Consider the following 26,154-nt stretch of genomic DNA (forward strand, 5'->3'; position numbering starts at 1 on the left):
CGTTCCGGCGCCCACTCGGGCCCCATATCGGGCCGGTCAAAGGGACGTGACGGAGCGAAACGGGCACCGGGTGCCGGGCCTCACTGGCACGTCACCATGGCATTTCGCACCACGGCACACCTGCCGGGGCCGGGCGGGATTCCGGACTCCGGTTCGCGCTGCTGACGTGCGACGATCCGCGGTTTCCGGCCCACCGACCGGGCCTGGCGACGGTGCCGGGGCGGCCCCTGGAGGGGCGTGTGCGGTCTGGGAGAATGGTGGGCCGAGCACCGTCCGACGTGCCCGGCCCGGCAGAGGAGAGCACACCGTGTCACGACCCCCGGCCGCCCCGTCACCCGAGAGCCGGGAGAGCGGCGGGCGCGAGCACCCCGACGGCCTCCGGGCCGACTGCGGGAACTGCTTCGGGCTGTGCTGTGTCGCGCTGCCCTTCGCCCGGTCCGCCGACTTCGCCGTCGACAAGGCGGCGGGCACGCCGTGCGCCAGTCTCCAGGCCGATTTCCGGTGCGGCATCCATGCGGGGCTGCGCGAGAGGGGCTTTTCCGGCTGCACCGTCTTCGACTGCTTCGGCGCGGGCCAGAAGGTCTCCCAGGTCACCTTCGGCGGCACGGACTGGCGGCGCGCACCCGAGAGCGCGGGCGCCATGTTCGCGGTGTTTCCCGTCATGCGGCAGCTCCACGAGCTGCTCCACTACGTCACCGAGGCCCTCGGGCTCGGCCCGGCCCGCCCGGTGCACGCGGAACTGCGCCGGGCCCGGCGGCGCCTCGACGGCCTGACCCGGGGCAGCGCCGAGTCGATCGTCGCCCTCGACGTCAACGCCCTGCGGGGCGAGGTGAACCGACTGCTGCTGCGGGCCAGTGAGCTGGTGCGCGCCCAGGTGCCCGGCCGGCGCAGGGACCACCGCGGCGCCGATCTGATGGGCGCCCGCCTCGCCGGCGCCGACCTGCGGGGCGCGAGCCTGCGCGGTGCCCTCCTCGTCGCCGCCGACCTCAGGAAGGCCGACCTGCGCACGGCGGACCTGATCGGCGCCGACCTCCGGGACGCCGACCTGCGCGGGGCCGACCTCACCGGCAGCATCTTCCTCACCCGGGCCCGGCTGAACGCGGCCCGCGGCGACGCGACCACCAGGCTGCCGACGGGACTGGACCGACCCGCGCACTGGTGACCGCGACACCACCGCCCCCCTCCGGCCGGGGACCGCCCCGGTGCCGCGGCGCCCCGACGCACCGGCTCCGCGGCACCCCCCCCGACCGGGGACCGTCCCGGTGCCGCGGCGCCCCCACGCACCGGTGACCGCGGCACCACCCCCCTGCCGGAAACCATCCCGGTGCCGCGGCGCCCGGCATCCGCGTCGGCGGTGGGGCGGACGGTGGCCCTAGGCCGCCAGTTCCGGCCCGTCGGCCGTGCCCTCCGCGAACTGCGTGCGGTGCAGTTCCGCGTAGCGGCCGCCGGCCGCCAGCAGCTCGTCGTGCGTGCCGCGTTCGACGATCCGGCCCGCCTCGACCACCAGGATCTCGTCGGCCGCGCGGACGGTGGACAGCCGGTGCGCGATCACGACCGCCGTCCTGCCCTCCAGGGCCTCGGCGAGCGCCTCCTGCACAGCCGCCTCCGAGGTGTTGTCGAGGTGGGCGGTGGCCTCGTCCAGGATGACGACGCGCTGGCGGGCCAGCAGCAGCCGGGCGATGGTCATCCGCTGGCGTTCGCCGCCGGACAGCCGGTAGCCGCGTTCGCCGACCACCGTGTCCAGGCCGTCCGGCAGGGACCGTACGAGGTCGTCGAGGCGGGCGCGGCGCAGCGCGTCCCACAGCTCGTCCTCGGTGGCGGCGGGCCGGGCCAGCAGGAGGTTCGCGCGGACCGTGTCGTGGAAGAGGTGGCCGTCCTGCGTGACCATGCCCACCGTGTCCCGCAGGGACGCCGCGGTCAGGTCACGGACGTCGACGCCGCCGACGCGCACGGCGCCCGCGTCGACGTCGTACAGGCGCGGCAGCAGCTGGGCGATGGTGGACTTGCCCGCGCCGGAGGAGCCGACGAGGGCGACCGTCCGGCCGGGTTCGGCGCGGAAGGAGATGCCGCGCAGCACCTCGTCGCCGCCCCGGGTGTCGAGGGAGGCGACCTCCTCCAGGGAGGCCAGGGAGACCTTGTCGGCGGACGGGTAGCCGAAGCGGACGTCCTCGAACTCGACGGCGACCGGGCCCTCGGGGACCTCGCGGGCGTCCGGCCGCTGCGCGATGAGCGGCTTCAGGTCGAGCACCTCGAAGACCCGCTCGAAGCTGACCAGGGCGCTCATCACCTCCACGCGCGCCCCGGCGAGCGCGGTCAGCGGCGCGTACAGGCGGGTCAGCAGCAGCGCCAGCGCCACGACCGCACCCGGTTCCAGGGTGCCGCGCAGGGCGAAGAACCCGCCGAGGCCGTAGACGAGGGCGAGGGCCAGGGCCGATACCAGGGTGAGGGCGGTGATGAAGGCGGACTGGGCGGTCGCCGTGCGCACGCCGATGTCCCGCACCCGCCGGGCCCGCTCCGCGAACTCCGCGGACTCCTCCTCCGGCCGGCCGAACAGCTTCACGAGCGTGGCGCCCGGCGCGGAGAACCGCTCGGTCATGCGGGTGCCCATCGCCGCGTTCAGCGTGGCCGCCTCACGCTGCATGACGGCCATGCGGCGGCCCATGCGCCGGGCGGGGACGACGAACACCGGCAGCAGCACCAGCGCGAGCAGGGTGATCTGCCAGGACAGCGTGAGCATCACGGCGAGCGTCAGCAGCAGCGTGACGAGGTTGCTGACGACTCCGGACAGCGTGTTGCTGAACGCGCGCTGTGCGCCGATCACGTCGTTGTTGAGTCGGGAGACGAGCGCGCCCGTACGGGTACGTGTGAAGAACGCGACCGGCATGCGCTGCACGTGATCGAACACGGCCGTCCGAAGATCGAGGATGAGTCCCTCCCCGAGCGTCGCCGACAGCCGCCGGGAGAGGATCCCGAGCGCCGCTTCGGCGACGGCGATGAGGGCGATCAGCAGCGCCAGGCGTACGACGGTGCTCTCGGCGCCGTCCGACACGATCGCGTCGACGACCTTGCCGGCCAGAACGGGCGTCGCCACGGCGAACAGGGCCGTCACCACCCCCAGGAGGACGAACAGGGCGATGCGGCGGCGGTGCGGGCGGGCGAACGCGCCGATGCGGCGCAGCGTCGCGCGCGCCAGGGGACGGCGGTCCTGCTGGGCGGTCAGGACGCTGTGCAGCTGTGTCCACGCTGTGGTCTCCATGCTCATGGAGACGAACCTAGGACCTCAAGCTTCCTTGAGGTCAAGGATTCGGCGACACCGTCTCCGGCGCGCTCGCTGACGGCCGTCACTCGACGCGGGATCAGCGGACGCTCACCCGCACCGGCCCGCCGCCCGGGTCCACGCGCCGCGTCCACCGTGCCGTCAGGGTCAGGGTCCGGTTCGGCAGCGCCGGGCCGAGGCGGGCCTGGTGCAGGGGGCGGCCGTCCTGAGTGACGGTCAGGACGACGCGGGGAAGGGGAGCCGACGTCCGCAGCACATACGGGTGGTGGTCGCCCGGCGTCACGCGGTTCGGGGCGATCCAGCGCAGCGGCGGGTCCACGAGGAGCGGGACTGCGGCCGGCCAGTCGGCCCGTGCCAGCCAGGCCCGCACGGCCCGGGCCACGTGCGCTCCCTCGCGGGCGGCCGCGCCCGCCCGCTCCACGGCGTGCAGCACGTTGCCCGCGGCGAACACGCCCGGCCGTTCGGTGCGCAGGGCGCCGTCGACGGCGGGGCCCCGGGTGCCGGGGTCGAGGGCGAGTCCGCCGCGCCGGGCCAGTTCGTGGTCGGGCACGAAGTCGCCCGTGAACACGACGGTGTCGCAGCGCAGGGTGGCGCTGCGGCCGTTCCGGTGGCGGATCCGCACGCCCGACAGGCGTCCGCGGCCGAGCAGTTCGGTGACCGTCGTGCCGGTGAGCAGGGGAACGCCCCGGCGCAGCCTGGCGTCCAGGGCACGGGCCGGTGCCGTCTGGGCGCGCGGCAGCTCCGTGACCATGGCGACGACCTCGGCCCCGGCGGCCCGTACGGTGCCGGCGGCGGCGTACGACACGTCCTCGGCGCCGACGATCACCGCGCGCGTGCCGACGCGCTGCCCGTGGAGGTGGACGGCCTGCTGGAGTTCCCCGGTGGTGAGGACGCCCGCGGGCCGGGTGCCGGGGACCAGGCGGGCGGCGCGGGGGCGTTCGCGGGCGCCGGTGGCCAGCACGACGGCGCGGGCCGTGACGGTCTCCGCGCCCTCGGGTCCCACGGCGGTGAGCGTCAGCGGGCCCGCCCAGTCGAGGGCGGTCACCCCGGTCCGTACGACCGCGCCGGACCGCAGCGCCGCCTCGGTGAGCCGACGCGCGTACTCGGGGCCGGTCAGCGGGTGCGGCCAGGGTCCGAAGCCGCCGTGGACGCAGTGCCGCGGCACTCCCCCGGCCCGCTGCTCCCGGTCGAGCACCTCGATCCGCCGTCCCTCGCCGGTACGGGCCAGGGCGGCGGCAGCCGCGAGCCCGGCGGGCCCCGTCCCGACGACCAGCACATCGACCCGGCGTTCACCGCTGCTCATGACCCCGCCCCTCCACACAGCGCCCGGCCGACAGGTCCGCGCCCCGGGGCACCGCACGCCGGCCCGGCCGCGTCCCGGTCACGGCCCGGCCTCCCGGCTGCCCCACGCGGGCACGCCCCGACCGGGCCGCGTCGGCCCGCCGCATGCCGCTCACGGCTCCCCCAGCGGAGCCCGCCCCGCAGACCACACCACGGATCCCGCACCACCCCGACCACGACCGGCCTTCCCGGCCGGCCCGCGCAGGAACTCCCCGCAGCCCTGCGCACCGGCCCGCCGCACCCCGGCCACGGCCGAGTCCGCCGGCCCGCCTCGCCCCCCTCACACCCCCGCCTCCCCCAGCAGCGCCCGTACCTCCGCACCGCAGTAGAACCCCTGGCAGCGGCCCGCCCGGGCGCGGGTGCGGCGGCGCAGGCCGTCCGGGGTGCGGGGCGGGATCGTGCCGGCGAGGGCGTCGCGGATCTCGCCCCGGGAGACGCGCTCGCAGTGGCAGACGAGGCGGCCGTACTCCGGGTCGGCGGCGACGAGTTCGGGCCGCTGGTAGGGGCGCGGGAAGGCCTCGCCGAGGTTCGGCATGCGCACCGGCTCCAGGTCCCGGTCGGCGCCGGGTTCCAGGCCCGCGTCGCCGAGCAGGTCCATGACGTGCTCGGCGATGGCGAGGGAGGCCGTCAGGCCGGTGGAGCGGATGCCGCCGACGGTGACGTACGCCTGCCCGGGGTGGGCGCGGATGCGGTAGTCGTCGTGCTCGGTGGCGGCGCGCAGCCCGGCGTACACGGCCGTGACCTCCTCGTCGAGGAGCCGGGGCAGGATGCGGCGGCCCTTGTCGCGCAGCGCGGCCAGGCCCTCGGCGGTCGAGGCGGTGGCGGACTTGTCGTCCAGGTCCTCGGCGGTGGGCCCGAGCAGGACGTTGCCGTACACGGTCGGGGCCACCAGAACGCCCTTGCCGAGGGCGGTGGGCACGGGCAGCAGGATGTGCCCGACGAGGGAGCGGGCGAACTTGTCGAAGACGATGAGCTGGCCGCGGCGCGGGGTGACCGTGAAGTCGTCGTGGCCGAGCAGCCGGTCGAGCGTGTCGGCGTGCAGCCCGGCCGCGTTGACCAGCAGGCGGGCCCGCAGCGCGCCCCGCCCGGTGCCGATAACGTGCAGGCCGTCGCGCCGACCGACCGTCGTCACCGGCGAGTTGAGGTGCAGGTCGACGCCGTGCCGGACCGCCTGCGTGGCGTACGCGAGGGTCGTCGTCCAGGGGCAGACGATGCTCTCGCCGGGCACGTGCAGGGCGGCGAGCGCGCCGGGGCCGAGGTGGGGTTCGCGGGTGTACAGCTCGTCGGGGCCGATGATGCGGCTCGCCCGGTACTCGTTGGCCTCGGCCTTCTCGGCGAGGCGGGGCAGCGCCGCGAGCTGCTCCTCGTCCCAGGCGACGAGGAGCGCGCCGACCGGTTCGACGGGGATGCCGGACTCGGCGGCGTACGCGGCGAGCAGCCGGGCGCCCTCGCGCACGAGCCGGGCCTCCAGGGAGCCGGGGGCGGCGTCGAAACCGGTGTGCAGGATCGCCGTGTTGGCCTTCGAGCTGCCCTCGCCGACGTCCTCGCGCGCCTCCACGAGCGCCACGCGCAGCCCGGGGTGCCGGGCGAGCCGGCGGGCGATCGCGCAGCCGACGACACCGGCGCCGACCACCGCCACGTCGTACGGCTCGCGGGGCAGCTCTCCCTCGGCGGTGACCGTCATGCGGGGGTCCGTTCCAGCAGGGCGGCGACCTCCGCGTGGAACCGGCCGCGGCGTTCGGCGGCCTCGTCGGCGGTGATGCGGGGTTCGTACACGGCGGACGGTTTCCCGTCGGGCAGGGCCTGTTCGAGGGCGGGGACGGCTCCCGAGCCGAGGCGGGCCAGCGCGCCGACGCCGAGCGCCGTCGCGTCGGGCAGCGCGGACACCTCCACGGGGCGTTGCAGCAGATCCGCCTGCGTCTGCATGAGCAGCGCGGAGCGGGTCAGGCCGCCGTCGACGCGCAGGGTGCCCAGCGGGGTGCCGAGGTCGGCCGCGGCGGCGTCGGCGAGTTCGGCGACCTGGGCGGCCAGCCCTTCGCACAGGGCGCGCACCAGGTGCCCGGCGGTGGTGTCGAGGCCGAGGCCGGTGAGGGAGCCGCGCACGTCGCCGCGCCACCAGGGGGCGGCGAGTCCGGCGAGGGACGGCACGAAGACGACGCCGCCGCTGTCGGGGACCGTGCCGCCCACGGCGTCGAGGTCGGACGCGCCGGAGAGGACCCCGAGGTCGGTGAGCCAGCGCACCGCGGACGCGGCCGTGTAGACCTGGCCGTCGAGGCAGTAGCTGGTGCGTCCGGCGAGCCGCCAGGCGACGCAGCTGACCAGCCCTGAGGCGCCGCGCCGGGGGGTGTCGCCGGTGTGGGCGAGGAGGAACGCGCCCGTGCCGTAGGTGCACTTGGCGGCGCCGGCCGCGGTGACGCGCTGGGCGAGCAGGGCGGCCTGCTGGTCCACGAGGAGGCCGGTGAGCGGCACGGCGGGGCCGAACGCGGTGGTGGTGCCGACGGGTTGGGCGGCGTCGACGACCTCGGGGAGGCGTTCGCCGGACAGGCCGTACAGGTCCAGGGCGCGCGGGGACCACCGCGTCCGGTCGAGGTCGAGGAGCTGGGTGCGTCCGGCGGTCGCGGCGTCGGTGACGAAGGCGCCGGTGAGGCGGTGGACGAGCCAGGCGTCGGTGGTGGTGACGACTCCCTCACGGGTGAGGTGACGTCGTATCCAGGCCATTTTCGGGGCGGCGAAGTACGGGTCGAGGGGCAGCCCGGTCAGCTGCCGCAACTCCTCGGCGTGCGACGCGAGTTCGTCGCAGACGCCCTGGGCCCGGCGGTCCTGCCAGACGAGGGCGTCGGTGAGCGGGCGGCCGGTGTCCGGGTCCCAGGCGAGCACGGTCTCGCCCTGGTTGGCCAGGCCGACCGCGGTGACGGGTTCGCCCGCCTCGGCGAGGGCTCGCCGGCCGGCGTCCACCACGGAGGCGTACAGTTCCCCGGGGTCGGCCTCGACCAGGCCGCCGGGCAGATGGCGGGGTCGTACGGCGGCGAATCCGGTGCCGACGACGCCGCGTTCGGGACAGATCACGAGGGCCTTGGTGCCGGACGTGCCCTGGTCGACGGCGAGCACCGCACCTGTCATCGTGCTTCTCCTGTCGCACCGTGGAAGATCGCCGCACGTCAGCCTGCCGCCGTCGCGCGCGCCGCGTCAAGCACGCACCGCGCCGCACACCGCGGGGGCCGGTGGGGCGCAAGGGGAGGGAGTTCGGCAAGATGAGGACAACGGAACAGTTCCGGAACGTGACGCTCTATATAGTGACCGGCGACCGAACGTGACTCCTCAACCCGTGCCCATAGGAGGGCTGTTGCTACTCCAGCCTGCCGCCCTGCCCGGCTCGTTCCCGGGAGCGGCCGGGTGATGGCCAAAGCGGGGGAACGGCCCGCCTACGACCCGGCCGGCCACGACAGCGCCCTGCGTGCCGCTCTGCAAGAGGTGCGCACCGGGCGCTGGATGTCGATGCGCGAACTGCTCGAGCAGACCACGACGTGGTCGCAGTGGACGCAGCGGACCCAGGTGCTGGCCGCCGCCGCCGCGGGCACCGACGTGGTGCGTGCCTGGCGTGCGGAGGAGCCGAAGAACGTGCACGCCTCGGTGATGCACGCCCGGGTCTGCGTGGAGCGGGCTCTGCGGGCGGGCCGCGAGGGTCATCGCCGTACGCACGAGCTGTGGCAGGAGGCCTGGCACGCCTGCGACTCGGCCGCGCACGCCGCGCCGCACGATCCGGTGCCGTGGGTGTGCCTGCTGGCGCTGGCCCGGCTGGACGAGGAGCAGCGCTGGGCGGAGCACCGGATGCCGCCGCCCGAGCCGATGCTGCCCGCGGGGCCGTGGGGTCTGCTCGCGCAGGCCGACAAGCGCGACCCGTACAACCGTGAGGCGCACCACCGGATGCTGCAGTTCCTGTATCCGCACAGGGATTCGGGGCGGCTGGCGGAGGCGTCCGGGTTCGCGCACTGGGCGGCCGGTTCGGCGCCGCCCGGTTCCGCGCTGCATGTGCTGCCGCTGTACGTGCGGGTGGAGCGGTACCGCCGCTCGGGCGGCCGGGACGCCGCCCTGGACCTGCACTGGGTGGCCGAGGACGCGACGCGTGAGGCGCGCCGGGCGTTTCACAGCTGGTTCGAGCTGACCCGGTCCGAGGAGCGTTCGCTGCTCGACCTGAACCACCTCGCGCACGCGCTGTGGGGCGCCCTGCAGTTCCCGGAGGCCGCCCAGGTCTTCGATGCGCTCGGCCCGTACTACACGCCCCTGCCCTGGGCCTACCGCACCAGCGATCCGCGCGACGCCGCGCAGGCCGTGGAGGTCTTCGTGCAGGCCCGGGCCCGCTGCCGGTCGGCCGGCCGGCGCACCTGATTCCGCACGCCCCGTGGTCCCGATGCAGGGCCCTCCAGTCCCCCACTCGTCCCTCTCCCGTCCCACCCGTCCCGGAGGTTCCGGCATGTCCCCCACCCACCGTCCCGCGCACGCGCAGGGGTCCCCGCACCCCGACGAGGAGCAGCGCCTGCGGGAGCTCGGCTACCGCCCGGTGCTCGCGCGCCGCATGGGCGCGTTCGGCAACTTCGCGATCAGCTTCTCGGTGATCTCGATCCTGTCCGGCTGCATGACCCTGTACGGCTTCGGCATGGGCGCGGGCGGCCCCGCCGTGATGCTGTGGGGCTGGGCGGGCGTCGGCCTGTTCGTGCTGTGCGTGGGGCTCGCGCTGGCGGAGGTCACCAGCGCCTACCCGACGTCGGGGGCGCTGTACTACATGGCCGACCGGCTCGGCGGGCGCCGCTGGGGCTGGTACACCGGCTGGCTGAACCTGCTCGGCCTGCTCGGCGCGATCGCCGGTATCGACTACGGCGCCGCCCTGTTCACGGGCGCGTTCATGAACCTCCAGTGGGGCTTCGAGCCGACGCCGGAGAAGACCTTCCTCATCTTCTGCGTGATCCTGCTGCTGCACGCGGTGCTCAACCTGTTCGGGGTGCGGCTGGTCAGCGTGCTCAACTCGATCAGCGTGTGGTGGCACCTGGCGGGTGTGGCGATCATCGTGGGCGCGCTGGTGATCGTGCCCGACCACCACCAGTCGGCGTCGTTCGTGTTCACCGAGTTCGTCAACGACACGGGCTGGGAGAACCCGCTGTACGTGGCCGCGATCGGCCTGCTGCTCGCCCAGTACACGTTCTCCGGCTACGACGCCTCGGCGCACCTGTCCGAGGAGACCGCCAACGCCTCGGTGACGGCGGCACGCGGCATAGTGCGCGCGATCTGGGTGTCCTGGGTGGCCGGTTTCGTCCTGCTGGCGGGACTGACGTTCGCGATCCAGGACTACACGGCCACGCAGAACAGCGCGACGGGCGTGCCGCCCGCGCAGATCCTGCTCGACGGGCTCGGCACCGACGCGGCGAGCGCCCTGCTGCTGATGGTGATCGTCGCCCAGCTCTTCTGCGGCAACGCGGAGGTCGCCGCGGCCAGCCGCATGGTGTTCGCGTTCAGCCGGGACGGTGCGCTGCCCGGCTCCGCGCTGTGGCGCAAGGTGTCCCCGCGCACCCAGACGCCGGTCGCGGCGGTGTGGCTGTCGGTCGGCGTCGCCTGCGTCCTCGCCCTGCCGTCGCTGTACTCGGCGACGGCGTACGGCGCGGTCACGGCCATCAACGTCATCGGCATCACGCCCGCGTACGCCATCCCCGTGTTCCTGCGGCTGCGGGCGGGTGACCGCTTCACGCCGGGGCCGTGGCACCTGGGCAAGTGGAGCCGGCCGATCGGCATCGTCGCGGTGGTGTGGGTGGCGTTCGTCACCGTGCTGTTCTGCCTGCCGCAGTCCTCGCCGGTGACGGCCGACACGATGAACTACGCGTCGGTCGCCCTCGTCGTCGTCCTGGTCCTCGCCACCGTGTGGTGGTTCGTGGCCCGCCGCTCGTACGGCGTCCCGACGACGGCCGCGTACGGCACCGACAAGGAACAGGCCGAACTGGCCGAGGGCATCGTCTGATTCACCTGCTCGCGACACCGCATCCGGTACGAACACCCGTGCCGGATGCGGCAGGATGAGCCATCGCGCCGGCCGCTCGTGCTTCGGGCGGCCGACGCGCCGGCACATCTTGGAATCGAGCAGGTGACGACGTGACGACACTTCACATCCGGCCGTCGGCGGGGACCTTCGCCGCCGCCCTCCGCCACGGGGGTGACCGGTGACGCGGGAGCTCACGGTGGACGACCTGGTCCTCGCCGGGATCGCCCTCGGCGCGGGCCTGCTGGCGGCCTTTCTGCTGCGGATGCTGCTGCGCTGGCTGGGCCGGCACGCCGACCGCACCCGCTGGGGCGGCGACGACGTCATCGTGGACGCCCTGCGCGCCCTGGTGCCCTGGGCGGCGATCTCGGCCGGCGCGGCCGGTGCGGGCGCGGCGCTCCCGCTGACGCGGACGGTCCAGCACAACGTCAACCAGGCGCTGACGGTGCTGCTGATCTTCGTGGCGACGGTGTCGGTGGCCCGGGTGGTCGCCGGACTGGTCCGCTCGGTCGCCCAGTCCCGCTCCGGGGTCGCCGCCTCGGCCACGATCTTCGTGAACATCACCCGGGTGCTGGTGATGGCGATCGGCTTCCTGGTGGTGCTCCAGACGCTGGGCATCTCCATCGCGCCGCTGCTCACCGCCCTGGGCGTCGGCGGCCTCGCGGTCGCCCTGGCCCTTCAGGACACCCTCGCCAACCTCTTCGCGGGCCTCCACATCCTCGCCTCCAAGACCGTCCAGCCCGGGGACTACATCCGGCTGAGCAGCGGCGAGGAGGGCTACGTCGAGGACATCAACTGGCGCCAGACGACGGTCCGCAACCTGTCGAACAACCTGGTCGTGGTCCCCAACGGGGAGCTGGCGAAGACGAACATGACCAACTTCATGCGTCCCGAGCAGCAGTTGACGATCATGGTGCAGGTCGGGGTCGGCTACGACAGCGACCTGGAGCACGTCGAGCGGGTCACCACCGAGGTCGTCACGGAGGTGATGACGGAGATCAGTGGGGCCGTGCCCGACCACGAGCCCGCCGTGCGGTTCCACACCTTCGGCGACTCGCGGATCGGGTTCACCGTGATCCTCGGCGTGGGCGAGTTCAGCGACCAGTACCGGGTCAAGCACGAGTTCATCAAGCGCCTGCACCGGCGCTACCGCGCGGAGGGCATCCGCATCCCGGCGCCCACCCGGAACGTGTCGCTCCAGCAGGGCGCCCCGGCCATCCCGCAGCAGCGCACCGGCGGGGAGACCGTGCCGGACGAGACGGCCCGGCTGCACGACTGACCGCCGCCGTTCCCCGCGCACGGACCCGGGGTGTGGGCCTTCTCACACCCCGGGGCCGTGCGCGTCGGCACATCGCCCCGCAGGTGGCCGCCGACCCCTGTCGAGCCGGGGACGATCACGAGATATCTTGATGTCGAGCAATGTTGCAGACGTGGAGCGGAGCACCCGGTGACTGACTCGACCATCATCTATACGCACACTGACGAGGCCCCGGCCCTGGCGACGTATTCCTTCCTGCCGGTGGTCCAGGCATACGCCTCGCAGGCGGGTGTCGCCGTGGAGACGCGCGACATCTCGCTGGCCGGGCGCATCATCGCCGTCTTCCCGGAGTACCTGACCGAGGACCAGCGCATCCCGGACGCGCTCGCCGAGCTCGGCGAGCTGGCCAAGACGCCCGAGGCCAACATCATCAAGCTGCCGAACATCTCGGCGTCGATCCCGCAGCTGAAGGCCGCCGTCGCCGAACTGCAGAGCCAGGGCTACGCGCTGCCGGACTACCCGGACGACCCGAAGACCGACGAGGAGCGCGAGATCCGCGCCCGCTACGACAAGGTCAAGGGTTCCGCCGTGAACCCGGTCCTGCGCGAGGGCAACTCCGACCGCCGCGCCCCCGCGTCGGTGAAGAACTACGCCAAGACGCACCCGCACCGCATGGGCGCCTGGACCCCCGAGTCCAAGACGAACGTGGCGACCATGGGCGAGAACGACTTCCGCTCCACCGAGAAGTCCGTGGTGATCGCCGAGGACGGCGCGCTGCGCATCGAGCTGGTCGGCGACGACGGCACCACCACCGTGCTGCGCGAGTCCGTACCCGTCCTCGCGGGCGAGGTCGTCGACGCCTCCGTGATGCGGGTCGCCGCGCTGCGCGAGTTCCTCACCGCGCAGGTCGCCCGCGCCAAGCAGGAGGGCGTGCTGTTCTCCGTGCACCTGAAGGCCACGATGATGAAGGTCTCCGACCCGATCATCTTCGGTCACGTGGTGCGCGCCTTCTTCCCGAAGACGTTCGCCAAGTACGGCGAGACCCTCGCCGCGGCCGGCCTCACCCCGAACGACGGCCTCGGCGGCATCTACAAGGGCCTGGAGGGCCTGCCCGAGGGCGCCGAGATCAAGGCGTCCTTCGACGCCGAACTCGCCGAGGGCCCGGACCTGGCGATGGTCGACTCCGACAAGGGCATCACCAACCTGCACGTGCCGTCCGACGTGATCGTCGACGCCTCCATGCCCGCCATGATCCGCACCTCCGGCCACATGTGGGGCCCCGACGGCCAGGAGCACGACGCGCTCGCCGTGCTGCCGGACTCCAGCTACGCCGGCGTCTACCAGGCCGTCATCGACGACTGCCGCGCCAACGGCGCCTACGACCCGTCGACCATGGGTTCCGTCCCGAACGTCGGCCTCATGGCGCAGAAGGCCGAGGAGTACGGCAGCCACGACAAGACGTTCGAGATCCCGGCCACCGGCACCGTCCGCCTGGTCGACGGGGGCGGCAACGTCCTGATCGAGCAGGCCGTGTCCGCCGGTGACATCTTCCGCGCCTGCCAGACCAAGGACGCCCCGATCCGCGACTGGGTGAAGCTCGCCGTCACCCGCGCCCGCGCGACCGGCGCCCCGGCGGTGTTCTGGCTGGACGAGACCCGCGCGCACGACGCCAACCTGATCGCCAAGGTCCAGCAGTACCTGCCGGAGCACGACACCGAGGGCCTGGAGATCAAGATCCTCAGCCCGGTGGAGGCGACCAGGTTCTCCGTCGAGCGCATCCGCCGCGGCGAGGACACCATCTCCGTCACCGGCAACGTGCTGCGTGACTACCTCACCGACCTGTTCCCGATCCTGGAGCTGGGCACCAGCGCCAAGATGCTGTCGGTCGTCCCGCTGATGGCGGGCGGCGGCCTGTTCGAGACGGGCGCCGGCGGTTCCGCGCCGAAGCACGTCCAGCAGCTCGTCAAGGAGAACTACCTGCGCTGGGACTCGCTCGGCGAGTTCTTCGCCCTGGTGCCGTCCCTGGAGCAGTACGCGAAGGTCACCGGCAACGCCCGCGCCCAGGTGCTGGCCGACGCCCTCGACCGCGCCACGGCGACCTTCCTCAACGAGGACAAGTCCCCGACCCGCCGCGTCGGCGGCATCGACAACCGCGGCAGCCACTTCTACCTGTCCCTGTACTGGGCGCAGGAGCTGGCGCGGCAGACCGACGACGCGGACCTGGCGAAGGTCTTCGCCCCGTTCGCCGAGACCCTCGCGGCGAACGAGCAGAAGATCGTCGAGGAGCTGAACGCCGTCCACGGCCGGCCGGCCGACATCGGCGGCTACTACCGGCCCGACCCGGCCAAGGCGGCCGAGATCATGCGCCCGTCGGCCACCTGGAACGCGGCGCTCGCGTCCCTGAGCTGACCGGACGGCCCCCGGGCCCCGGCAGGACCCACCCCGCCCCGTCCGGCACCCGCCGGGCGGGGCGCGGCCGTTCCCCACACGGGCAGGCCGTCACCACTCGCGGGGTGCGATCAGCTCCTCCCCGTCCGCGTCGGGGAAGCCGTGGGCCCGCGCCACGCACCACAAGGCCTCCGCCATCTCCTCCCGGGCCACGGTCTCGATCTCGCTGCCCGGCGCCTCGAACTCGGCCTCCAGGTGGCCTTGAGGAGGTGGTGTCCGCTGACCTGCCGGCCGACGATCCTCATGGTGTCCCGCCCCGTCCGCGCGCTCACCGTTCGACGGAGCACCTTGATCGTGCCGTACGCCCCTGACAACGCCCCCGGAGCCGCCGCATGACCGACGCCCCGCCCGCCTTCGAGCTGCTCGCCGGGGCCGCGCGCTCCCCCGTGATCCTGCACGTGCCGCACTCGGCGCGGGAGATCCCGGCCGCGGTGCGGGCGGGCATCGTGCTGGACGACGCGGCGCTCGGGCGGGAGCTGGACCACATCACCGACGCGCACACCGCCGAACTCGCCGGGGCGGCCTCCGACCTGGCGGCGGTCACGCCCTGGCGGTTCGTCAACCGGCTGTCGCGGCTGGTCGTCGACCCGGAGCGGTTCCCTGACGAGCGGGAGGAGATGCTCGCCGTCGGCATGGGCGCCGTCTACACGCGGACCACGCACCGCGCCGAGCTGCGGCCCGCGGACACCGACCCGCAGCCGCTGGTCGCGCGGTACTTCGAGCCGTACGCGCGGGCGATGACGGAGGCGGTCGCCGGCCGGCTGGCCGCGACCGGGCGCGCCGTGATCATCGACGTGCACTCCTACCCGAGCGCCCCGCTGCCGTACGAGCTGCACGGCGAGGGGCCGCGCCCGCCGGTCTGCCTCGGCACCGACGCCTTCCACACGCCGCCCGCCCTGCTGGGGGCGGCCCGGACGGCGTTCGCGCGCTGCGGTGAGGTCGGCCTGGACAGCCCGTTCTCCGGTGCGTACGTGCCGCTGGAGTTCCACGGGAAGCGGCCCGAGGTGGCGGCGCTGATGGTGGAGATCCGCCGGGACACGTACATGGCGGAGCCGGGTGGCCCCGCCGGGCCGGGCCTGCACCGGCTGGCCGGCGCCCTCGCCGAACTCGTGGACGCCGCGTCCCGCTGAGCCGGGTCCGGCGCGCCACCGGCTGGAGCACTCCGGCGCGACAGACGCCGGGGCCGCCATCAGGGTGGAGGGATGATCGAGGAGACCTCCACGCCGACCGGCCAGGACCGTCCCCCGGTACGGGACTGGCCCGCGCTCGACCTGGACGGGACGGAGTTCGACCCGGTCCTCGCCGGGCTGATGCGCGAGGGCCCGCTGACCCGGATCCGGCTGCCGCACGGCGAGGGCTGGGCGTGGCTCGCCACGCGCTACGACGACGTCAGGCTGATCACCAACGACCCGCGGTTCGGCCGCGCCGAGGTGACGAGGCGTCAGGTGACTCGGCTGGCACCGCACTTCAGGCCGCGGCCCGGGTCGCTCGCCTTCGCCGACCAGCCGGACCACAACCGGCTGCGCAAGGCCGTCGCCGCCGCCTTCACGGTGAGCGCGGCCAAGCGCCTGCGGCCCCGCGCGCAGGCCGTCCTGGACGGCCTCGTGGCCGGGGTCGTACGGGACGGTCCGCCGGCCGATCTGGTCGAGCGGGTGCTGGAGCCGTTCCCGATCGCCGTGGTCAGCGAGGTGATGGGCGTGCGGGCGGCGGACCGGGAGCGGGTGCACGCCTGGACGCGGCAGATCATCTCCACGTCCGGTGGCACTGAGGCCGCCGAGCAGGCCAAACAGGGCCTGTACGCGTATATCACGGACACGGTCCGGGCGCGGGCCGGAAGCACCGGCGACGACGTGTACGCGCTGCTCGGCGCCGCTGTCGCCCGCGGCGAACTCACCGAGGCCGAGACGGTCGGCCTCGCCGGGCCGCTGCAGATCGGCGGTGAGGCCGTCACGCACAACTGCGGCCAGATGCTGTACCTGCTGCTGACCCGGCCCGAGCTGATGGCCCGGATGCGGGAGCGCCCCGGGGAGCGCGGCGCCCTCCTGGACGAGCTGCTGCGCTACATCCCGCACCGCAGCTCGGTCGGCCTCGCCCGCATCGCGCTGGAGGACGTCCGCCTGCACGGCGTGCGCATCGCCGCGGGCGAGCCCGTGTACGTGTCCTACCTGGCCGCCAACCGCGACCCGGACGTGTTCCCGGAGCCGGACCGCATCGACCCCGACCGCTCCCCCAACCCGCATCTGGCGTTCGGCAACGGGCCGCACTTCTGCACCGGCGCCGTCCTCGCCCGTCTGCAGACCGAGCTGCTCGTCACGACGCTGCTGGACCGGCTGCCGGGGCTGCGGCTCGCCGTGCCGCCCGAGCAGGTGCCCTGGCGGCACCGGACGATGATCCGGGGTCCGCGCAGCCTGCCCTGCGCCTGGTGAGCGCGCCCCTCGGGCCCGCAGCCACTCCCCGCGAGCAGTTCGACCGGATGGCACGGCAAGGACCGGCCACCCCGCCTCACTCCGCGGGCAGGTCCAGCAGCCGGGTGATCGTGCGCAGCACCCCGTTGTCGGTGTGGGCGGGGGCCAGGTGCCGGGCCCGCGCGACGACGTCGGGGTGGGCGCCCGCCATGGCGAAGGACCACTCGGCGGCGTCCAGCATCTCCAGGTCGTTGAGGTAGTCCCCGAACGCCATGGTCTGCGCGGGCGTGATGCCCAGGTCGCGCTGGAGACGGCGGACGGCGGTTCCCTTGTCGGCGGTGCGGTTCATCACGTCGACCCAGTGCTCGCTGGAGACGACGACCTTGTGGGTGTCCGCGAACGGGGCCAGGGCCGGTGCCGTGGTCCGCGCCGCCGGGCCGAAGTCGAAGAGGGCGACCTTGATGATGTCGTCGTCCACGGCGGTCGCGTCCCCGACGACGCGGTGGGCCACGTAGTACTTGCGGACCTCCGCGAGGAAGGCCTCGTCGGCCCGCTCGACGTAGGCCGACCGCTTGCCGCACACGACGGCGCCCACGTCCGCCCCGCCTGCCGTGAGCCGCCGTACGGCCTCGATCACGCGGGCGACGACACCGGGGTCCATCGGGTCCGAGCTGAGTTCGACGCCGTCGCGCACCACGTAGGTGCCGTTCTCGGCGATGAACACCATGCCCTCGTCGGCCCCGGTGAACTGCCGGGCCAGGGTGGCGTACTGCCGCCCGCTCGCCGGGCTGAAGAGGATGCCGCGCTCGCGCAGCCGCTCCAGCACGCGGCCGAGCCCGGCGGGCAGGCGCCCGGCCCCGTCCAGGAGCGTGCCGTCCATGTCGGTGACGATCAGCCGGATGTCGGGGGGTCCGCCGACGGGCACGGGCACGTCCCGGCCGCCGCCCCGGGCGGTATGCGGCGCCGCGGAGTCCGAGGTGTGGGCGGAGTTCGGGGAGAAGGGCATCGGGTTCTGGTTCCTGACGGGAGCGCGTCGGTCTGTAGGTGTCGGTACGTGTCTGTACGTGCGAAAGGCCCCCGCGGGCTGTCCGCCCGCGAAGGCCTCTTCGCAGTGTCGGGACGACAGGATTTGAACCTGCGACCCCTTGACCCCCAGTCAAGTGCGCTACCAAGCTGCGCCACGTCCCGGCGCGTCTCCCCCGGCCGGGGGAACACGCACGTCAACCCTACCCCATGGGTCCGGCAACGCCGGGCGGCGGCGCCCCCGTCGTCCCCCGCGCCTCCAGCGTCGGCGTCGCCAGATGCGTACGCCCTTCTCCCCCGGGCCTGTCGAAGCGGTCCAGGAGGCGGCGCGCGGCGAGGCGGCCGATCGCGTGGCCGGCCTGGTCGACGGTGGTGAGCCACAGGTGACGCAGCTGGGCGATGCTCGTGTTGTCGTAGCCGACGACGGACAGGTCGTGCGGCACGCGCAGGCCGAGTTCCCCGGCCGCCGACAGCGCGCCGACGCCGGCGATGTCGTTGACGGCGAAGACGGCGGTGGGCCGGTCGGGGCGGCTGAGCAGCCGGACGGTGGCCCGGTAGCCGCCCTCCTCGGTCATGTCGCTGGGCTCGACGGCCGCTCCGCCGGCCAGGCCGTGGTCCCGTACGGCCGCCTCGAAGCTGCGGCGGCGCAGCTCGCCCACGGCGCCGTAGCCCGCGATGTGCGCGATGCGCCGGTGCCCGAGGCCGAGGAGGTGCTCGGTGGCGAGCCGGGCGCCCTTCTCGTCGTCGCCGGCCACGACGTCCACGCCGGGCGGCACCGGTTCGCGGGCGCCCGCGACGACGACCGGTATCCGCTCGGCGACGGGGCCCAGTGCGGCCGGGTCCGGCAGCGTGCCGACCACGACCAGGCCGTCGACCCGCAGGTCAAGCAGCGGGCCCGCGGGGTCCTGGCCGGTGCGGCGGTTGAGGCGGGCGTCGGCCAGCAGCATGTGCAGGCCGGCCGCGTGCAGCAGGGAGTTGAGGCCGTCGAGCAGGTCGGCGAACCACGGGTTGCGCAGGTCGTTCAGCAGGACGCCGACGGTCCGGGTGCGCTGTTCGCTGAGGCTGCGCGCGGCGGCGTTCGGCCGGTAGCCCAGCTCCCGCGCGGCCCGCAGCACGGCGTCCCGCTTCTCGGGCCGCACCTGCCCGGAGCCGCGCAGCACCAGCGAGACCAGCGACTTGGACACGCCGGCCCGGTCGGCCACGTCGCGGATCGTCGGTGGTCTCATGGTGTGGACCGTTCCATGGGCGCAGTCGCCTGTCAAAGCCTTGACAGCGGCTGGTGGGCGCGCTCAGGGTGGCCGACATCCGGTGTGGAACGGTCCAAAGAGGGGCTGGGGTCTCATGGTGGACGCGCTCGGTGTCGCCGTCGTCGGGTTCGGCTGGATGGGCCGGGTGCACACCCAGGCGTACGCGCGCGTGCGGCACCACTATCCGGACCTGCCGCTGCGCCCGGAGCTCGTGACGGTCGCGGAGGAGGTGCCGGGCCGAGCCGAGGAGGCCGCGGCGCAGTTCGGGTCACGGCGAGTTCGGCGCGTTCCAGCCGGGCGCGGCGAACGCCATGGGCTACGACGACCTGAAGGTGATCGAGGCGTACCGCTTCCTGCGGTCGGTCGCCGAGGGCAGGCCGTACGGCGCGACGCTCGCGGACGCGGTGCGCAGCGCCGAGGCGCTGGACGCGATGGCACGCTCGGCGGAGAGCGGCGCGTGGGTCGGCGTGCCGGAGCGGTAGGCGGGGCGGGCGGCGCGTGGGCCGGCGTATCGGCGCGGTGGGCGGGCCGGGTGTGTGGGCCGGCGTGCCGGTGCGGTGGGCGGACCAGCGGGCGCGTGGGTCACGCGTACCGGCCCGGGAGGCGCGGCACGTGGTCAGCGTATGGGCGCGGCGGGCGGACGGGGTGGCATGTTGTACGGCGTGACCACCTGGCAGCGCGCCCACGGCGCCTGAGGGGTTTTTGATGGCTTCCTGCTGGTTGTTCGACGGGTTTGTCAGGACAAGAATGTCAGCGCTGCGGCGGCCCTGTCACCGAAGGGACGACGTCCTCGGCGCCCTCGACCGGCCCTTGCCCCAGGCCCGACCCCGTACTCAAGGAGCAGGCACCCCATGCGCATCGGAATCCTCGGCCTCGGCCGCATCGGCGTCTTTCACGCCGAGACCCTCTCCGGGCTCGGCGCCGTCACCTCGCTCGTCGTCGCCGACCCGGTCGCGGACGCCGCCAAGTCCGCCGCCGAGCGGTTCGGCGCCGAGGTCGCGGACTCCCCCGAGGCCGTGCTGGCGGCCGGGGTGGACGGCCTCGTCGTCGCCGCCGCGACCGACGCCCACCCCGCGCTGATCCGTGCCGGTGTGGCGGCCGGCGTGCCGGTCTTCTGCGAGAAGCCCGTCGCCCGCACCATGGCCGAGGGCGTCGAGGTGCTGAAGGCGGTCGAGGGCAGTGGCGTGCCGGTCCAGATCGGCTTCAACCGGCGCTTCGACGCCGGATTCATGGCCGCGCGGGAGGCCGTGCGCGGCGGCGCGCTGGGCAAGCTGCACACCGTACGGTCGACGACGCTGGACCCGGCGCCGCCGCCGGCCGCGTACGTCGCCGCGTCGGGGGGCATCTTCCGGGACTGCTCGGTGCACGACTTCGACATGATCCGCTGGGTGACGGGCCGCGAGGTGACCGAGGTGTACGCCGTCGGCGGCAACCGGGGCGCGGACCACATCCGGGAGGCGGGCGACGCCGACACCACGGGCGCGGTGCTCACCCTGGACGACGGCACGATCGCCGTGGTCTCCAACAGCCGCCACAACGGCCGCGGTCACGACGTCCGCATGGAACTGCTCGGCTTCGCGGACTCCGTGGCCGTCGGCCTGGAGGACAGGCTGCCGCTGCGTTCGGTCGAGCCGGGCGCGACGTTCCCGGCGGGCACCCCGCACGACTTCTTCATGGACCGCTTCGCCGCCGCCTACCGCGCCGAACTGGCCGCGTTCACCGAGGTCGTCGCGGGCAGCCGGCCCTCCCCGTGCACGGTGGCGGACGCCCTGGAGGCGGGCTGGATCGCCGAGGCGTGCACGCTGTCGCTGCGCGAGCACCGGCCGGTGACGGTCGCTCAGGTGCGGCAGGGCTGACCCGGCCGGGACGGCGGGGGGCGGGGTCACGGTGATCGCCGTGGCCCCGCCCCCCGCCGCCGTCGCCGTCAGGCCCCGCAGGACCGCAGGAACCTGCGGGTGCGCACCGCGATGGGCAGCGGCCTGTCCGGCTCGCAGGGGTACATGTCCTGCTCCACGATGGCGAAGAGGTCCACGCCGAGGTTCTGGGCGGCCTGCAGGACCGGGCCCAGCTCGGGCACGCCGCCGGGCGGTTCGCACATCACGCCGCGCTGCACGGCCGGGCCGAACGGCACCCCGCCCGCGCGGACGTCCGCCAGGATCTCCGGGTCGACCTGCTTGAGGTGGAGGTAGCCGATGCGTTCGCCGTAGGTCTCGATGAGTTTGACGCTGTCGCCGCCGCAGTAGGCGTAGTGCCCGGTGTCGAGGCACAGGCCGACCAGGTCGGGGTCGGTGGAGTCGAGGAAGCGTTCGACGTGTGCCTCGGTGTCGATGTGGGTGTCGGCGTGCGGGTGGACGACGATGTCGAGGCCGTAGCGCTCCCTGACCTCGCGGCCGAGGCGTTCCATGCCCTCGGTCAGGTGGGCCCACTGCTCGCCGGTCAGCTCCGGCGGCTCCAGGATCTCGGCGGTCTTGTCGTCGCGCCAGAAGGACGGGATGACGACGAGGTGCCGGGCGCCCATGGCCCGGGTGAGGGCGGCGACCTGGCCGACGTGCTCCCAGGTGGCGTCCCAGACGGCCGGGCCGCGGTGCAGGCCGGTGAAGACGGTGCCCGCGGAGACCTTCAGACCGCGGCGCTGCACCTCGTCGGTGAGGCGGGCCGGGTCGGTGGGCAGGTAGCCGTAGGGGCCGAGCTCGATCCAGGAGTAGCCGGCCTCGGCGACCTCGTCCAGGAAGCGCTGCCAGGGCACCTGCCGGGGGTCGTCCGGGAACCACACTCCCCAGGAGTCGGGGGCGGAGCCGACGCGGATCCGGTCGAGCACGGGGGCCATGGCTGTCAGTTCCCTTCGGACGGTGCGGGTGCCTGGAGGTCCTGTTCCCCGGGGAGCCGTTCGGTGTCGACGCCGCGGACCTGGGCCAGTTCGTGCTTGAGGGCGGCGAGTTCCGCGCCGCCGGCCATGTGGTTGGTGAGTTCGTCGAGGCCGATCTCGCTGCGGGGGGCGCTGAGTTCGAGGGTGCCCAGGCGCAGCACGCTGAAGTGGTCGCCGACCATGTAGGCGTGGTGCGGGTTGTGGGTGATGAAGATGACGCCGAGGCCGCGGTCGCGGGCGGCGGCGATGTACTTGAGGACCACGCCGGACTGCTTGACGCCGAGGGCGGCGGTGGGCTCGTCCAGGATGAGGACGCGGGCGCCGAAGTGGACGGCGCGGGCGATGGCGACGCACTGGCGCTGGCCGCCGGAGAGGGTGCCGATGGGCTGTTCCAGGTCGTCCAGGACGATGCCCATGTTGCGCAGTTCCTCGTCGGCCGTCTTCTTCATGCGGTCGATGTCGAGGCGGCGCACGGGCCAGGGGCCCTTGGTCAGCTCGGAGCCGAGGAAGAAGTTGCGCCACACCGGCATGAGCGGCACGGTCGCGAGGTCCTGGTAGACGGCGGCGATGCCGCGGTCGAGCGCCTCGCGCGGGGTGGAGAAGCGGACCGGCCGGCCGTCGACCAGGAACTCGCCCTCGGTGTGCTGGTGCAGCCCCGAGACGATCTTGATGAGGGTGGACTTGCCGGCGCCGTTGTCGCCGAGGACGCAGGTCACCCTGCCGGGACGGACGGCGAGGTCGACGCCGTGCAGGGCGCGGACGTTGCCGTAGGACTTGCCGGCGCCGCGGAGTTCGACGACGGGGTGGTCCTCCTCGGGGGCGGTGTCCTGGAGCGCGGCGCCGTGGGTGCCGGTTGCCTTGGGGGTCATGGGTTCACCTCCGGGTCGCCGTGCGGCGGACCCACAGATTGACGAGGGTGGCGCCGAGCAGCATCACGCCGAGGAAGGCCTTGAACCAGTCGGCGTTCCAGCCGGCGTAGACGATGCCCTGGTTCACCATGCCGAACATGAAGGCGCCGAAGACCGTGCCGATCGCCGAGCCGTAGCCGCCGGTGAGCAGGCAGCCGCCGATCACCGCGGCGGCGATGTAGATCAACTCCTGGCCGACGCCCTCGCCGGACTGCACGGTGTTGAAGGAGAACAGGTTGTGCATGCCGACGAACCAGGCGCCGAAGCCGACCGTCATGAACAGCGTGATCTTGGTGAAGGTCACGGGGACGCCGACCGCGCGGGCGCTGTCCTTGTTGCCGCCGACGGCGAAGATCCAGTTGCCGTACTTGGTGCGCAGCAGCACCCAGGTGGCGATGGCGGCGAAGACCAGCCACCACACGACGGTGATCTTCACCTGGACGCCGCCGACGTCGAAAGAGGACGCGAAGACCGCCCGGGCCTGCTCGAAGCCGTCCATGTCGCTGATGTCGTCGGTGGCGACGTTGCCGGTGACGTGTTTGGTGATGGCGAGGTTGGCACCCTGGAGGATCAGGAAGGTGCCCAGTGTGACCAGGAAGCTGGGCAGGCCCGTGCGCACCACCATCCAGCCGTTGAACGCGCCGATGGCGAGGGACAGGATCAGCGCGACGACGATGCCCGTCCAGACGTTCACGGTGAGCTGGTAGCTGAGCATGCTCGCGGTGAGCGCCGAGGTGATGACCGAGACCCCGGACGACAGGTCGAACTCGCCGCCGATCATCAGCAGGGCGACGGGCAGCGCCATGATGCCGATGGTGGACGCCTGGTAGAGCACGGTCGCCATGGAGCTGCCCTGACGGACGGTCGGGGCGGCGATCAGGAAGAAGACCAGCACGGCGAGCGCGCCGAGGAGGACGCCCACCTCCGGCCGCGCCAGCAGCCGCAGGACCAGCGGGCGCCGCGCGGTGCGCCCGTCGGTCCGCCGGGGGCCGGAGGCCGGCGGTGTGGTCACCGCCGGCTGCTGGGTCGTGCTCATCACCGGGTGCCCTTCGCGGCGAACTCGGCGATCGTGTCGACGTTGGACGTGTCGACGAAGGCGGGGCCGGTCAGCACCGGCTGCTCGCCGCCGCCGCTGTAGTTGCCGTTGTTCTTGTAGAGCCACAGGGAGTCGACGGCCAGGTAGCCCTGGAGGTAGGGCTGCTGGTCGACGGCGAACTCGATGGTGTCGTCCTGGATGGCCTTGGTGAGTTCCTTGTTGAGGTCGAAGGTGGCGACCTTGGCCTTGCTGCCGGCGTCGCCGATCGACTGCACGGCGGTCAGGGCGAAGGGGGCGCCGAGCGTGACGACGTGGTCGACGGAGGTGTCCTGCTTGAGCTTGGCGGTGATGGTCGACTTCACGGACGGCATGTCGGTGCCGTTGACGTAGAGGTTCTCGACCGAGCCCTCGAAGGTCTTCTTCACTCCGTCGCAGCGCTGGGTGAGGCCGATGTTGCCCTGTTCCTGGATGACGCAGACGGCCTTCTTGGCGCCGACCTCGTTCAGCTTCTTGCCGAAGGCCTCGCCGGCGACGGTCTCGTCCTGCCCGAAGAACTCCAGCAGGCCGAGCTTCTTCCAGTCGCTCACCCCGGAGTTCAGGCCGACGACGGGGATGCCGGCCTGCTCGGCCTTGGCGACGGCGCCCTTCATGGCGTCGGGCTTGGCGAGGGTGACGGCGATGCCGTCGACCTTCTGGTCGACGGCGTTCTGCACGAGGTTGGCCTGGTTGCCCGCGTTCGGGTCGGCCGAGTAGACGAGCTTGATGTTGTCCTTGGCCGCGGCGGCCTCGGCGCCCTTGCGGACGATGTCCCAGAAGGTGTCGCCGGGCGACTGGTGCGTGATGAGCGCGACCGTCATGCGGGGTGTGGTGGCCTTGCCCGCGGAGGCGTCGGCCGCTCTCTCCTCGGCCTTCTTTCCGCCGGAGCCGCTGGAGCAGCCGGCGAGGGCCAGTGCCGCCGCCGCGGTCAGGGCCAGGGCGGGGGCGAATCTGCGGGAGCGGGCGGGAGAAGAGCGGTCCATCTTTCCTGCACCTCACTGTGCGACGAACGAGGGAGACGGCGAAACGGACGGATCACCAGGATCCGGGGCCCGTGGGCCCGGATGGCCCGGGTCGTGTGCCGTCGGGCACGGCTGTTGCGCTGGGACGCGATCCAAGTCTCTGACACGCCCGCTGTCAATACTTTGTTATGACATCATTTCACAAGCAGGTCCGAATGTAAGTACAAACTATTGACAGTGGGGCCGCCGGGACCTACACCTGAGAGGCGGCAGGCCCCCGCCCAGTCAGAGGAGCGTCGCGCATGGCCGAGTCACGCCAGCCCTTCGACCTGATCACCATGGGCCGCATCGGGGTCGATCTCTACCCGCTGCAGACGGGTGTACCCCTGTCCCGGGTGGAGACATTCGGCAAGTTCCTCGGCGGTTCCGCCGCCAACGTCGCGGTCGCCGCCGCGCGCCTGGGCCGCGCCTCGGCCGTGATCACCCGCACCGGCGACGACCCGTTCGGTGTCTATCTGCACGAGGCGCTCAAGGAGTTCGGTGTGGACGACCGCTGGGTCACCCCGGTCGCCGCGTACCCGACGCCGGTCACGTTCTGCGAAATCTTCCCGCCGGACGACTTCCCGCTGTACTTCTACCGCCGCCCCAAGGCCCCCGACCTGGAGATCCACCCGGACGAACTCGACCTGGACGCGATCCGCGCGACCCGCGTCTTCTGGATGACCGGCACGGGCCTGAGCGAGGAGCCCAGCCGCACCGCCACGCTCACCGCGCTGCGGGCCCGCGCCAAGGCGGGCGTCACCGTGTTCGACCTGGACTGGCGGCCGATGTTCTGGCCCGACCCCGGCACGGCCCGCCCGCACTACGCCGAGGCGCTGCGGCACGCCACGGTCGCGGTCGGCAACGTGGACGAGTGCGAGATCGCCACCGGCGTCCGCGAACCGCGCGCCTGCGCCGAGGCGCTGCTCGCGGCCGGGGTGGAACTCGCGGTCGTCAAGCAGGGCCCGAAGGGCGTGCTGGCCGTGCACCGCGACGGCTCCGAGGCGCAGGTCCCGCCGGTGCCCGTCGAGGTCGTCAACGGCCTCGGCGCGGGCGACGCGTTCGGCGGCTCGCTGTGCCACGGGCTGCTGTCGGGCTGGGACCTGGAGCGGACCATGCGGTACGCCAACGCCGCGGGCGCGCTCGTCGCCTCCCGCCTCGCCTGCTCCTCCGCGATGCCGACCGGGTCCGAGGTCGCCGACCTCCTCGCCCGCGGCTGACCGGGGCCGAGGCCGAAGACCTCCTCGCCCGCGGCCGACCGCGCCACTCCCCGAACGGAGCCCGTC

Annotated in this window: 19 protein-coding genes, 1 tRNA gene and 2 pseudogenes; 10 read left to right on the top strand and 12 right to left on the bottom strand. The window is 73.5% G+C overall.

From position 1 onward, the window contains the following. The first annotated feature begins 307 nt into the window (after window positions 1–307). Window positions 308–1,162, top strand: coding sequence for a pentapeptide repeat-containing protein (locus AB0M97_RS00495; RefSeq protein ID WP_365958436.1), 855 nt, complete (start codon window positions 308–310; stop codon window positions 1,160–1,162). 210 nt (window positions 1,163–1,372) lie between these two features. Here the strand turns inward: AB0M97_RS00495 and AB0M97_RS00500 are convergent, their stop codons facing one another. The 4 genes from AB0M97_RS00500 to AB0M97_RS00515 all read right to left on the bottom strand — a co-directional run bounded on the left by AB0M97_RS00500 (window position 1,373) and on the right by AB0M97_RS00515 (window position 7,738). Then, a complete protein-coding gene (locus AB0M97_RS00500) occupies window positions 1,373–3,256 on the bottom strand; it encodes an ABC transporter ATP-binding protein (protein ID WP_365958691.1) in 1,884 nt (627 codons plus the stop codon). A 100-nt stretch (window positions 3,257–3,356) separates the two neighbouring features. Further along, entirely contained in the window at window positions 3,357–4,580 is a 1,224-nt protein-coding gene (locus AB0M97_RS00505) for an FAD-dependent oxidoreductase (RefSeq protein ID WP_365958437.1), read from the bottom strand. A 318-nt stretch (window positions 4,581–4,898) separates the two neighbouring features. Then, complete coding sequence (locus tag AB0M97_RS00510; protein ID WP_365958438.1) at window positions 4,899–6,302, bottom strand: FAD-dependent oxidoreductase; 1,404 nt, start codon at window positions 6,300–6,302, stop codon at window positions 4,899–4,901. Beyond that, window positions 6,299–7,738 carry an FGGY family carbohydrate kinase gene (locus AB0M97_RS00515; protein WP_365958440.1) on the bottom strand — a complete coding sequence of 480 codons (1,440 nt, stop codon included), beginning with the start codon at window positions 7,736–7,738 and terminating at the stop codon, window positions 6,299–6,301. Before AB0M97_RS00515 ends, AB0M97_RS00510 begins: the two co-directional genes overlap by 4 nt. A gap of 276 nt (window positions 7,739–8,014) precedes the next feature. On the opposite strand from AB0M97_RS00515, the gene AB0M97_RS00520 reads away from it, so the two are divergent. The 4 genes from AB0M97_RS00520 to AB0M97_RS00535 all read left to right on the top strand — a co-directional run bounded on the left by AB0M97_RS00520 (window position 8,015) and on the right by AB0M97_RS00535 (window position 14,307). Then, on the top strand, window positions 8,015–9,004 hold the full coding sequence (locus AB0M97_RS00520) for a hypothetical protein (RefSeq protein ID WP_365958441.1): 990 nt from the start codon (window positions 8,015–8,017) through the stop codon (window positions 9,002–9,004). An 85-nt stretch (window positions 9,005–9,089) separates the two neighbouring features. Beyond that, window positions 9,090–10,622, top strand: a complete 1,533-nt coding sequence (locus AB0M97_RS00525) for an amino acid permease (protein ID WP_365958442.1) — start codon at window positions 9,090–9,092, stop codon at window positions 10,620–10,622. Between the two features lie 199 nt (window positions 10,623–10,821). Continuing rightward, the gene (locus AB0M97_RS00530) at window positions 10,822–11,919 is read left to right on the top strand and encodes a mechanosensitive ion channel family protein (RefSeq protein WP_365958444.1); all 1,098 of its coding nucleotides are present in this window, start codon (window positions 10,822–10,824) and stop codon (window positions 11,917–11,919) included. Window positions 11,920–12,087: 168 nt separating this feature from the next. Then, entirely contained in the window at window positions 12,088–14,307 is a 2,220-nt protein-coding gene (locus tag AB0M97_RS00535; protein WP_365958446.1) for an NADP-dependent isocitrate dehydrogenase, read from the top strand. Window positions 14,308–14,397: 90 nt separating this feature from the next. Here AB0M97_RS00535 and AB0M97_RS00540 read toward each other — a convergent pair. After that, a pseudogene (locus tag AB0M97_RS00540) lies at window positions 14,398–14,541 on the bottom strand (DUF5713 family protein); the annotation flags it as partial. 137 nt (window positions 14,542–14,678) lie between these two features. Here AB0M97_RS00540 and AB0M97_RS00545 point away from each other — a divergent pair. Both AB0M97_RS00545 and AB0M97_RS00550 read left to right on the top strand, forming a co-directional pair. Continuing rightward, window positions 14,679–15,476, top strand: coding sequence for an N-formylglutamate amidohydrolase (locus AB0M97_RS00545; protein ID WP_365958447.1), 798 nt, complete (start codon window positions 14,679–14,681; stop codon window positions 15,474–15,476). Window positions 15,477–15,548: 72 nt separating this feature from the next. After that, window positions 15,549–16,772, top strand: coding sequence for a cytochrome P450 (locus AB0M97_RS00550; protein WP_365958448.1), 1,224 nt, complete (start codon window positions 15,549–15,551; stop codon window positions 16,770–16,772). 76 nt (window positions 16,773–16,848) lie between these two features. Here the strand turns inward: AB0M97_RS00550 and AB0M97_RS00555 are convergent, their stop codons facing one another. The 3 genes from AB0M97_RS00555 to AB0M97_RS00565 form a co-directional block, all read right to left on the bottom strand. Beyond that, entirely contained in the window at window positions 16,849–17,757 is a 909-nt protein-coding gene (locus AB0M97_RS00555) for a Cof-type HAD-IIB family hydrolase (protein ID WP_365958449.1), read from the bottom strand. 108 nt (window positions 17,758–17,865) lie between these two features. Next, window positions 17,866–17,939: transfer RNA gene (locus AB0M97_RS00560), tRNA-Pro, on the bottom strand. A 38-nt stretch (window positions 17,940–17,977) separates the two neighbouring features. Next, window positions 17,978–19,000 carry a LacI family DNA-binding transcriptional regulator gene (locus tag AB0M97_RS00565; protein WP_365958451.1) on the bottom strand — a complete coding sequence of 341 codons (1,023 nt, stop codon included), beginning with the start codon at window positions 18,998–19,000 and terminating at the stop codon, window positions 17,978–17,980. Window positions 19,001–19,115: 115 nt separating this feature from the next. Here AB0M97_RS00565 and AB0M97_RS00570 point away from each other — a divergent pair. Both AB0M97_RS00570 and AB0M97_RS00575 read left to right on the top strand, forming a co-directional pair. After that, window positions 19,116–19,503 (top strand): annotated as a pseudogene (locus AB0M97_RS00570) (hypothetical protein). Between the two features lie 369 nt (window positions 19,504–19,872). Next, window positions 19,873–20,877, top strand: a complete 1,005-nt coding sequence (locus tag AB0M97_RS00575) for a Gfo/Idh/MocA family oxidoreductase (RefSeq protein ID WP_365958452.1) — start codon at window positions 19,873–19,875, stop codon at window positions 20,875–20,877. Window positions 20,878–20,945: 68 nt separating this feature from the next. Here the strand turns inward: AB0M97_RS00575 and AB0M97_RS00580 are convergent, their stop codons facing one another. Genes AB0M97_RS00580 through AB0M97_RS00595 form a run of 4 tightly spaced genes read right to left on the bottom strand, consistent with a single transcriptional unit; the run spans window position 20,946 to window position 24,850 of the window. Next, complete coding sequence (locus AB0M97_RS00580) at window positions 20,946–21,848, bottom strand: sugar phosphate isomerase/epimerase (RefSeq protein WP_365958454.1); 903 nt, start codon at window positions 21,846–21,848, stop codon at window positions 20,946–20,948. Between the two features lie 5 nt (window positions 21,849–21,853). Then, window positions 21,854–22,756 carry an ATP-binding cassette domain-containing protein gene (locus tag AB0M97_RS00585; protein ID WP_365958455.1) on the bottom strand — a complete coding sequence of 301 codons (903 nt, stop codon included), beginning with the start codon at window positions 22,754–22,756 and terminating at the stop codon, window positions 21,854–21,856. 4 nt (window positions 22,757–22,760) lie between these two features. Continuing rightward, window positions 22,761–23,831 (bottom strand): ABC transporter permease, encoded by a 1,071-nt coding sequence (locus AB0M97_RS00590; RefSeq protein ID WP_365958456.1) that lies wholly within the window; start codon window positions 23,829–23,831, stop codon window positions 22,761–22,763. Beyond that, complete coding sequence (locus AB0M97_RS00595) at window positions 23,831–24,850, bottom strand: sugar ABC transporter substrate-binding protein (RefSeq protein ID WP_365958457.1); 1,020 nt, start codon at window positions 24,848–24,850, stop codon at window positions 23,831–23,833. Before AB0M97_RS00595 ends, AB0M97_RS00590 begins: the two co-directional genes overlap by 1 nt. 281 nt (window positions 24,851–25,131) lie before the next feature. Between AB0M97_RS00595 and iolC the strand changes: the two genes are divergently transcribed. Then, entirely contained in the window at window positions 25,132–26,088 is a 957-nt protein-coding gene (iolC, locus tag AB0M97_RS00600) for a 5-dehydro-2-deoxygluconokinase (protein ID WP_365958458.1), read from the top strand. Window positions 26,089–26,154 lie beyond the last annotated feature (66 nt).

This window comes from Streptomyces sp. NPDC051207, assembly GCF_040682395.1.
In the GTDB taxonomy this organism is placed as follows: domain Bacteria; phylum Actinomycetota; class Actinomycetes; order Streptomycetales; family Streptomycetaceae; genus Streptomyces.

Excerpts from the sequence above, each read along its gene's own strand:
- AB0M97_RS00500 (WP_365958691.1), bottom strand. The coding sequence starts at position 3,256 with ATGGAGACCACAGCGTGGACACAGCTGCACAGCGTCCTGACCGCCCAG.
- AB0M97_RS00505 (WP_365958437.1), bottom strand. The coding sequence starts at position 4,580 with ATGAGCAGCGGTGAACGCCGGGTCGATGTGCTGGTCGTCGGGACGGGG.
- AB0M97_RS00510 (WP_365958438.1), bottom strand. The coding sequence starts at position 6,302 with ATGACGGTCACCGCCGAGGGAGAGCTGCCCCGCGAGCCGTACGACGTG.
- AB0M97_RS00515 (WP_365958440.1), bottom strand. The coding sequence starts at position 7,738 with ATGACAGGTGCGGTGCTCGCCGTCGACCAGGGCACGTCCGGCACCAAG.
- AB0M97_RS00520 (WP_365958441.1), top strand. The coding sequence starts at position 8,015 with ATGGCCAAAGCGGGGGAACGGCCCGCCTACGACCCGGCCGGCCACGAC.
- AB0M97_RS00525 (WP_365958442.1), top strand. The coding sequence starts at position 9,090 with ATGTCCCCCACCCACCGTCCCGCGCACGCGCAGGGGTCCCCGCACCCC.
- AB0M97_RS00545 (WP_365958447.1), top strand. The coding sequence starts at position 14,679 with ATGACCGACGCCCCGCCCGCCTTCGAGCTGCTCGCCGGGGCCGCGCGC.
- AB0M97_RS00550 (WP_365958448.1), top strand. The coding sequence starts at position 15,549 with ATGATCGAGGAGACCTCCACGCCGACCGGCCAGGACCGTCCCCCGGTA.
- AB0M97_RS00555 (WP_365958449.1), bottom strand. The coding sequence starts at position 17,757 with ATGCCCTTCTCCCCGAACTCCGCCCACACCTCGGACTCCGCGGCGCCG.
- AB0M97_RS00565 (WP_365958451.1), bottom strand. The coding sequence starts at position 19,000 with ATGAGACCACCGACGATCCGCGACGTGGCCGACCGGGCCGGCGTGTCC.
- AB0M97_RS00575 (WP_365958452.1), top strand. The coding sequence starts at position 19,873 with ATGCGCATCGGAATCCTCGGCCTCGGCCGCATCGGCGTCTTTCACGCC.
- AB0M97_RS00580 (WP_365958454.1), bottom strand. The coding sequence starts at position 21,848 with ATGGCCCCCGTGCTCGACCGGATCCGCGTCGGCTCCGCCCCCGACTCC.
- AB0M97_RS00585 (WP_365958455.1), bottom strand. The coding sequence starts at position 22,756 with ATGACCCCCAAGGCAACCGGCACCCACGGCGCCGCGCTCCAGGACACC.
- AB0M97_RS00590 (WP_365958456.1), bottom strand. The coding sequence starts at position 23,831 with ATGAGCACGACCCAGCAGCCGGCGGTGACCACACCGCCGGCCTCCGGC.
- AB0M97_RS00595 (WP_365958457.1), bottom strand. The coding sequence starts at position 24,850 with ATGGACCGCTCTTCTCCCGCCCGCTCCCGCAGATTCGCCCCCGCCCTG.
- iolC (WP_365958458.1), top strand. The coding sequence starts at position 25,132 with ATGGCCGAGTCACGCCAGCCCTTCGACCTGATCACCATGGGCCGCATC.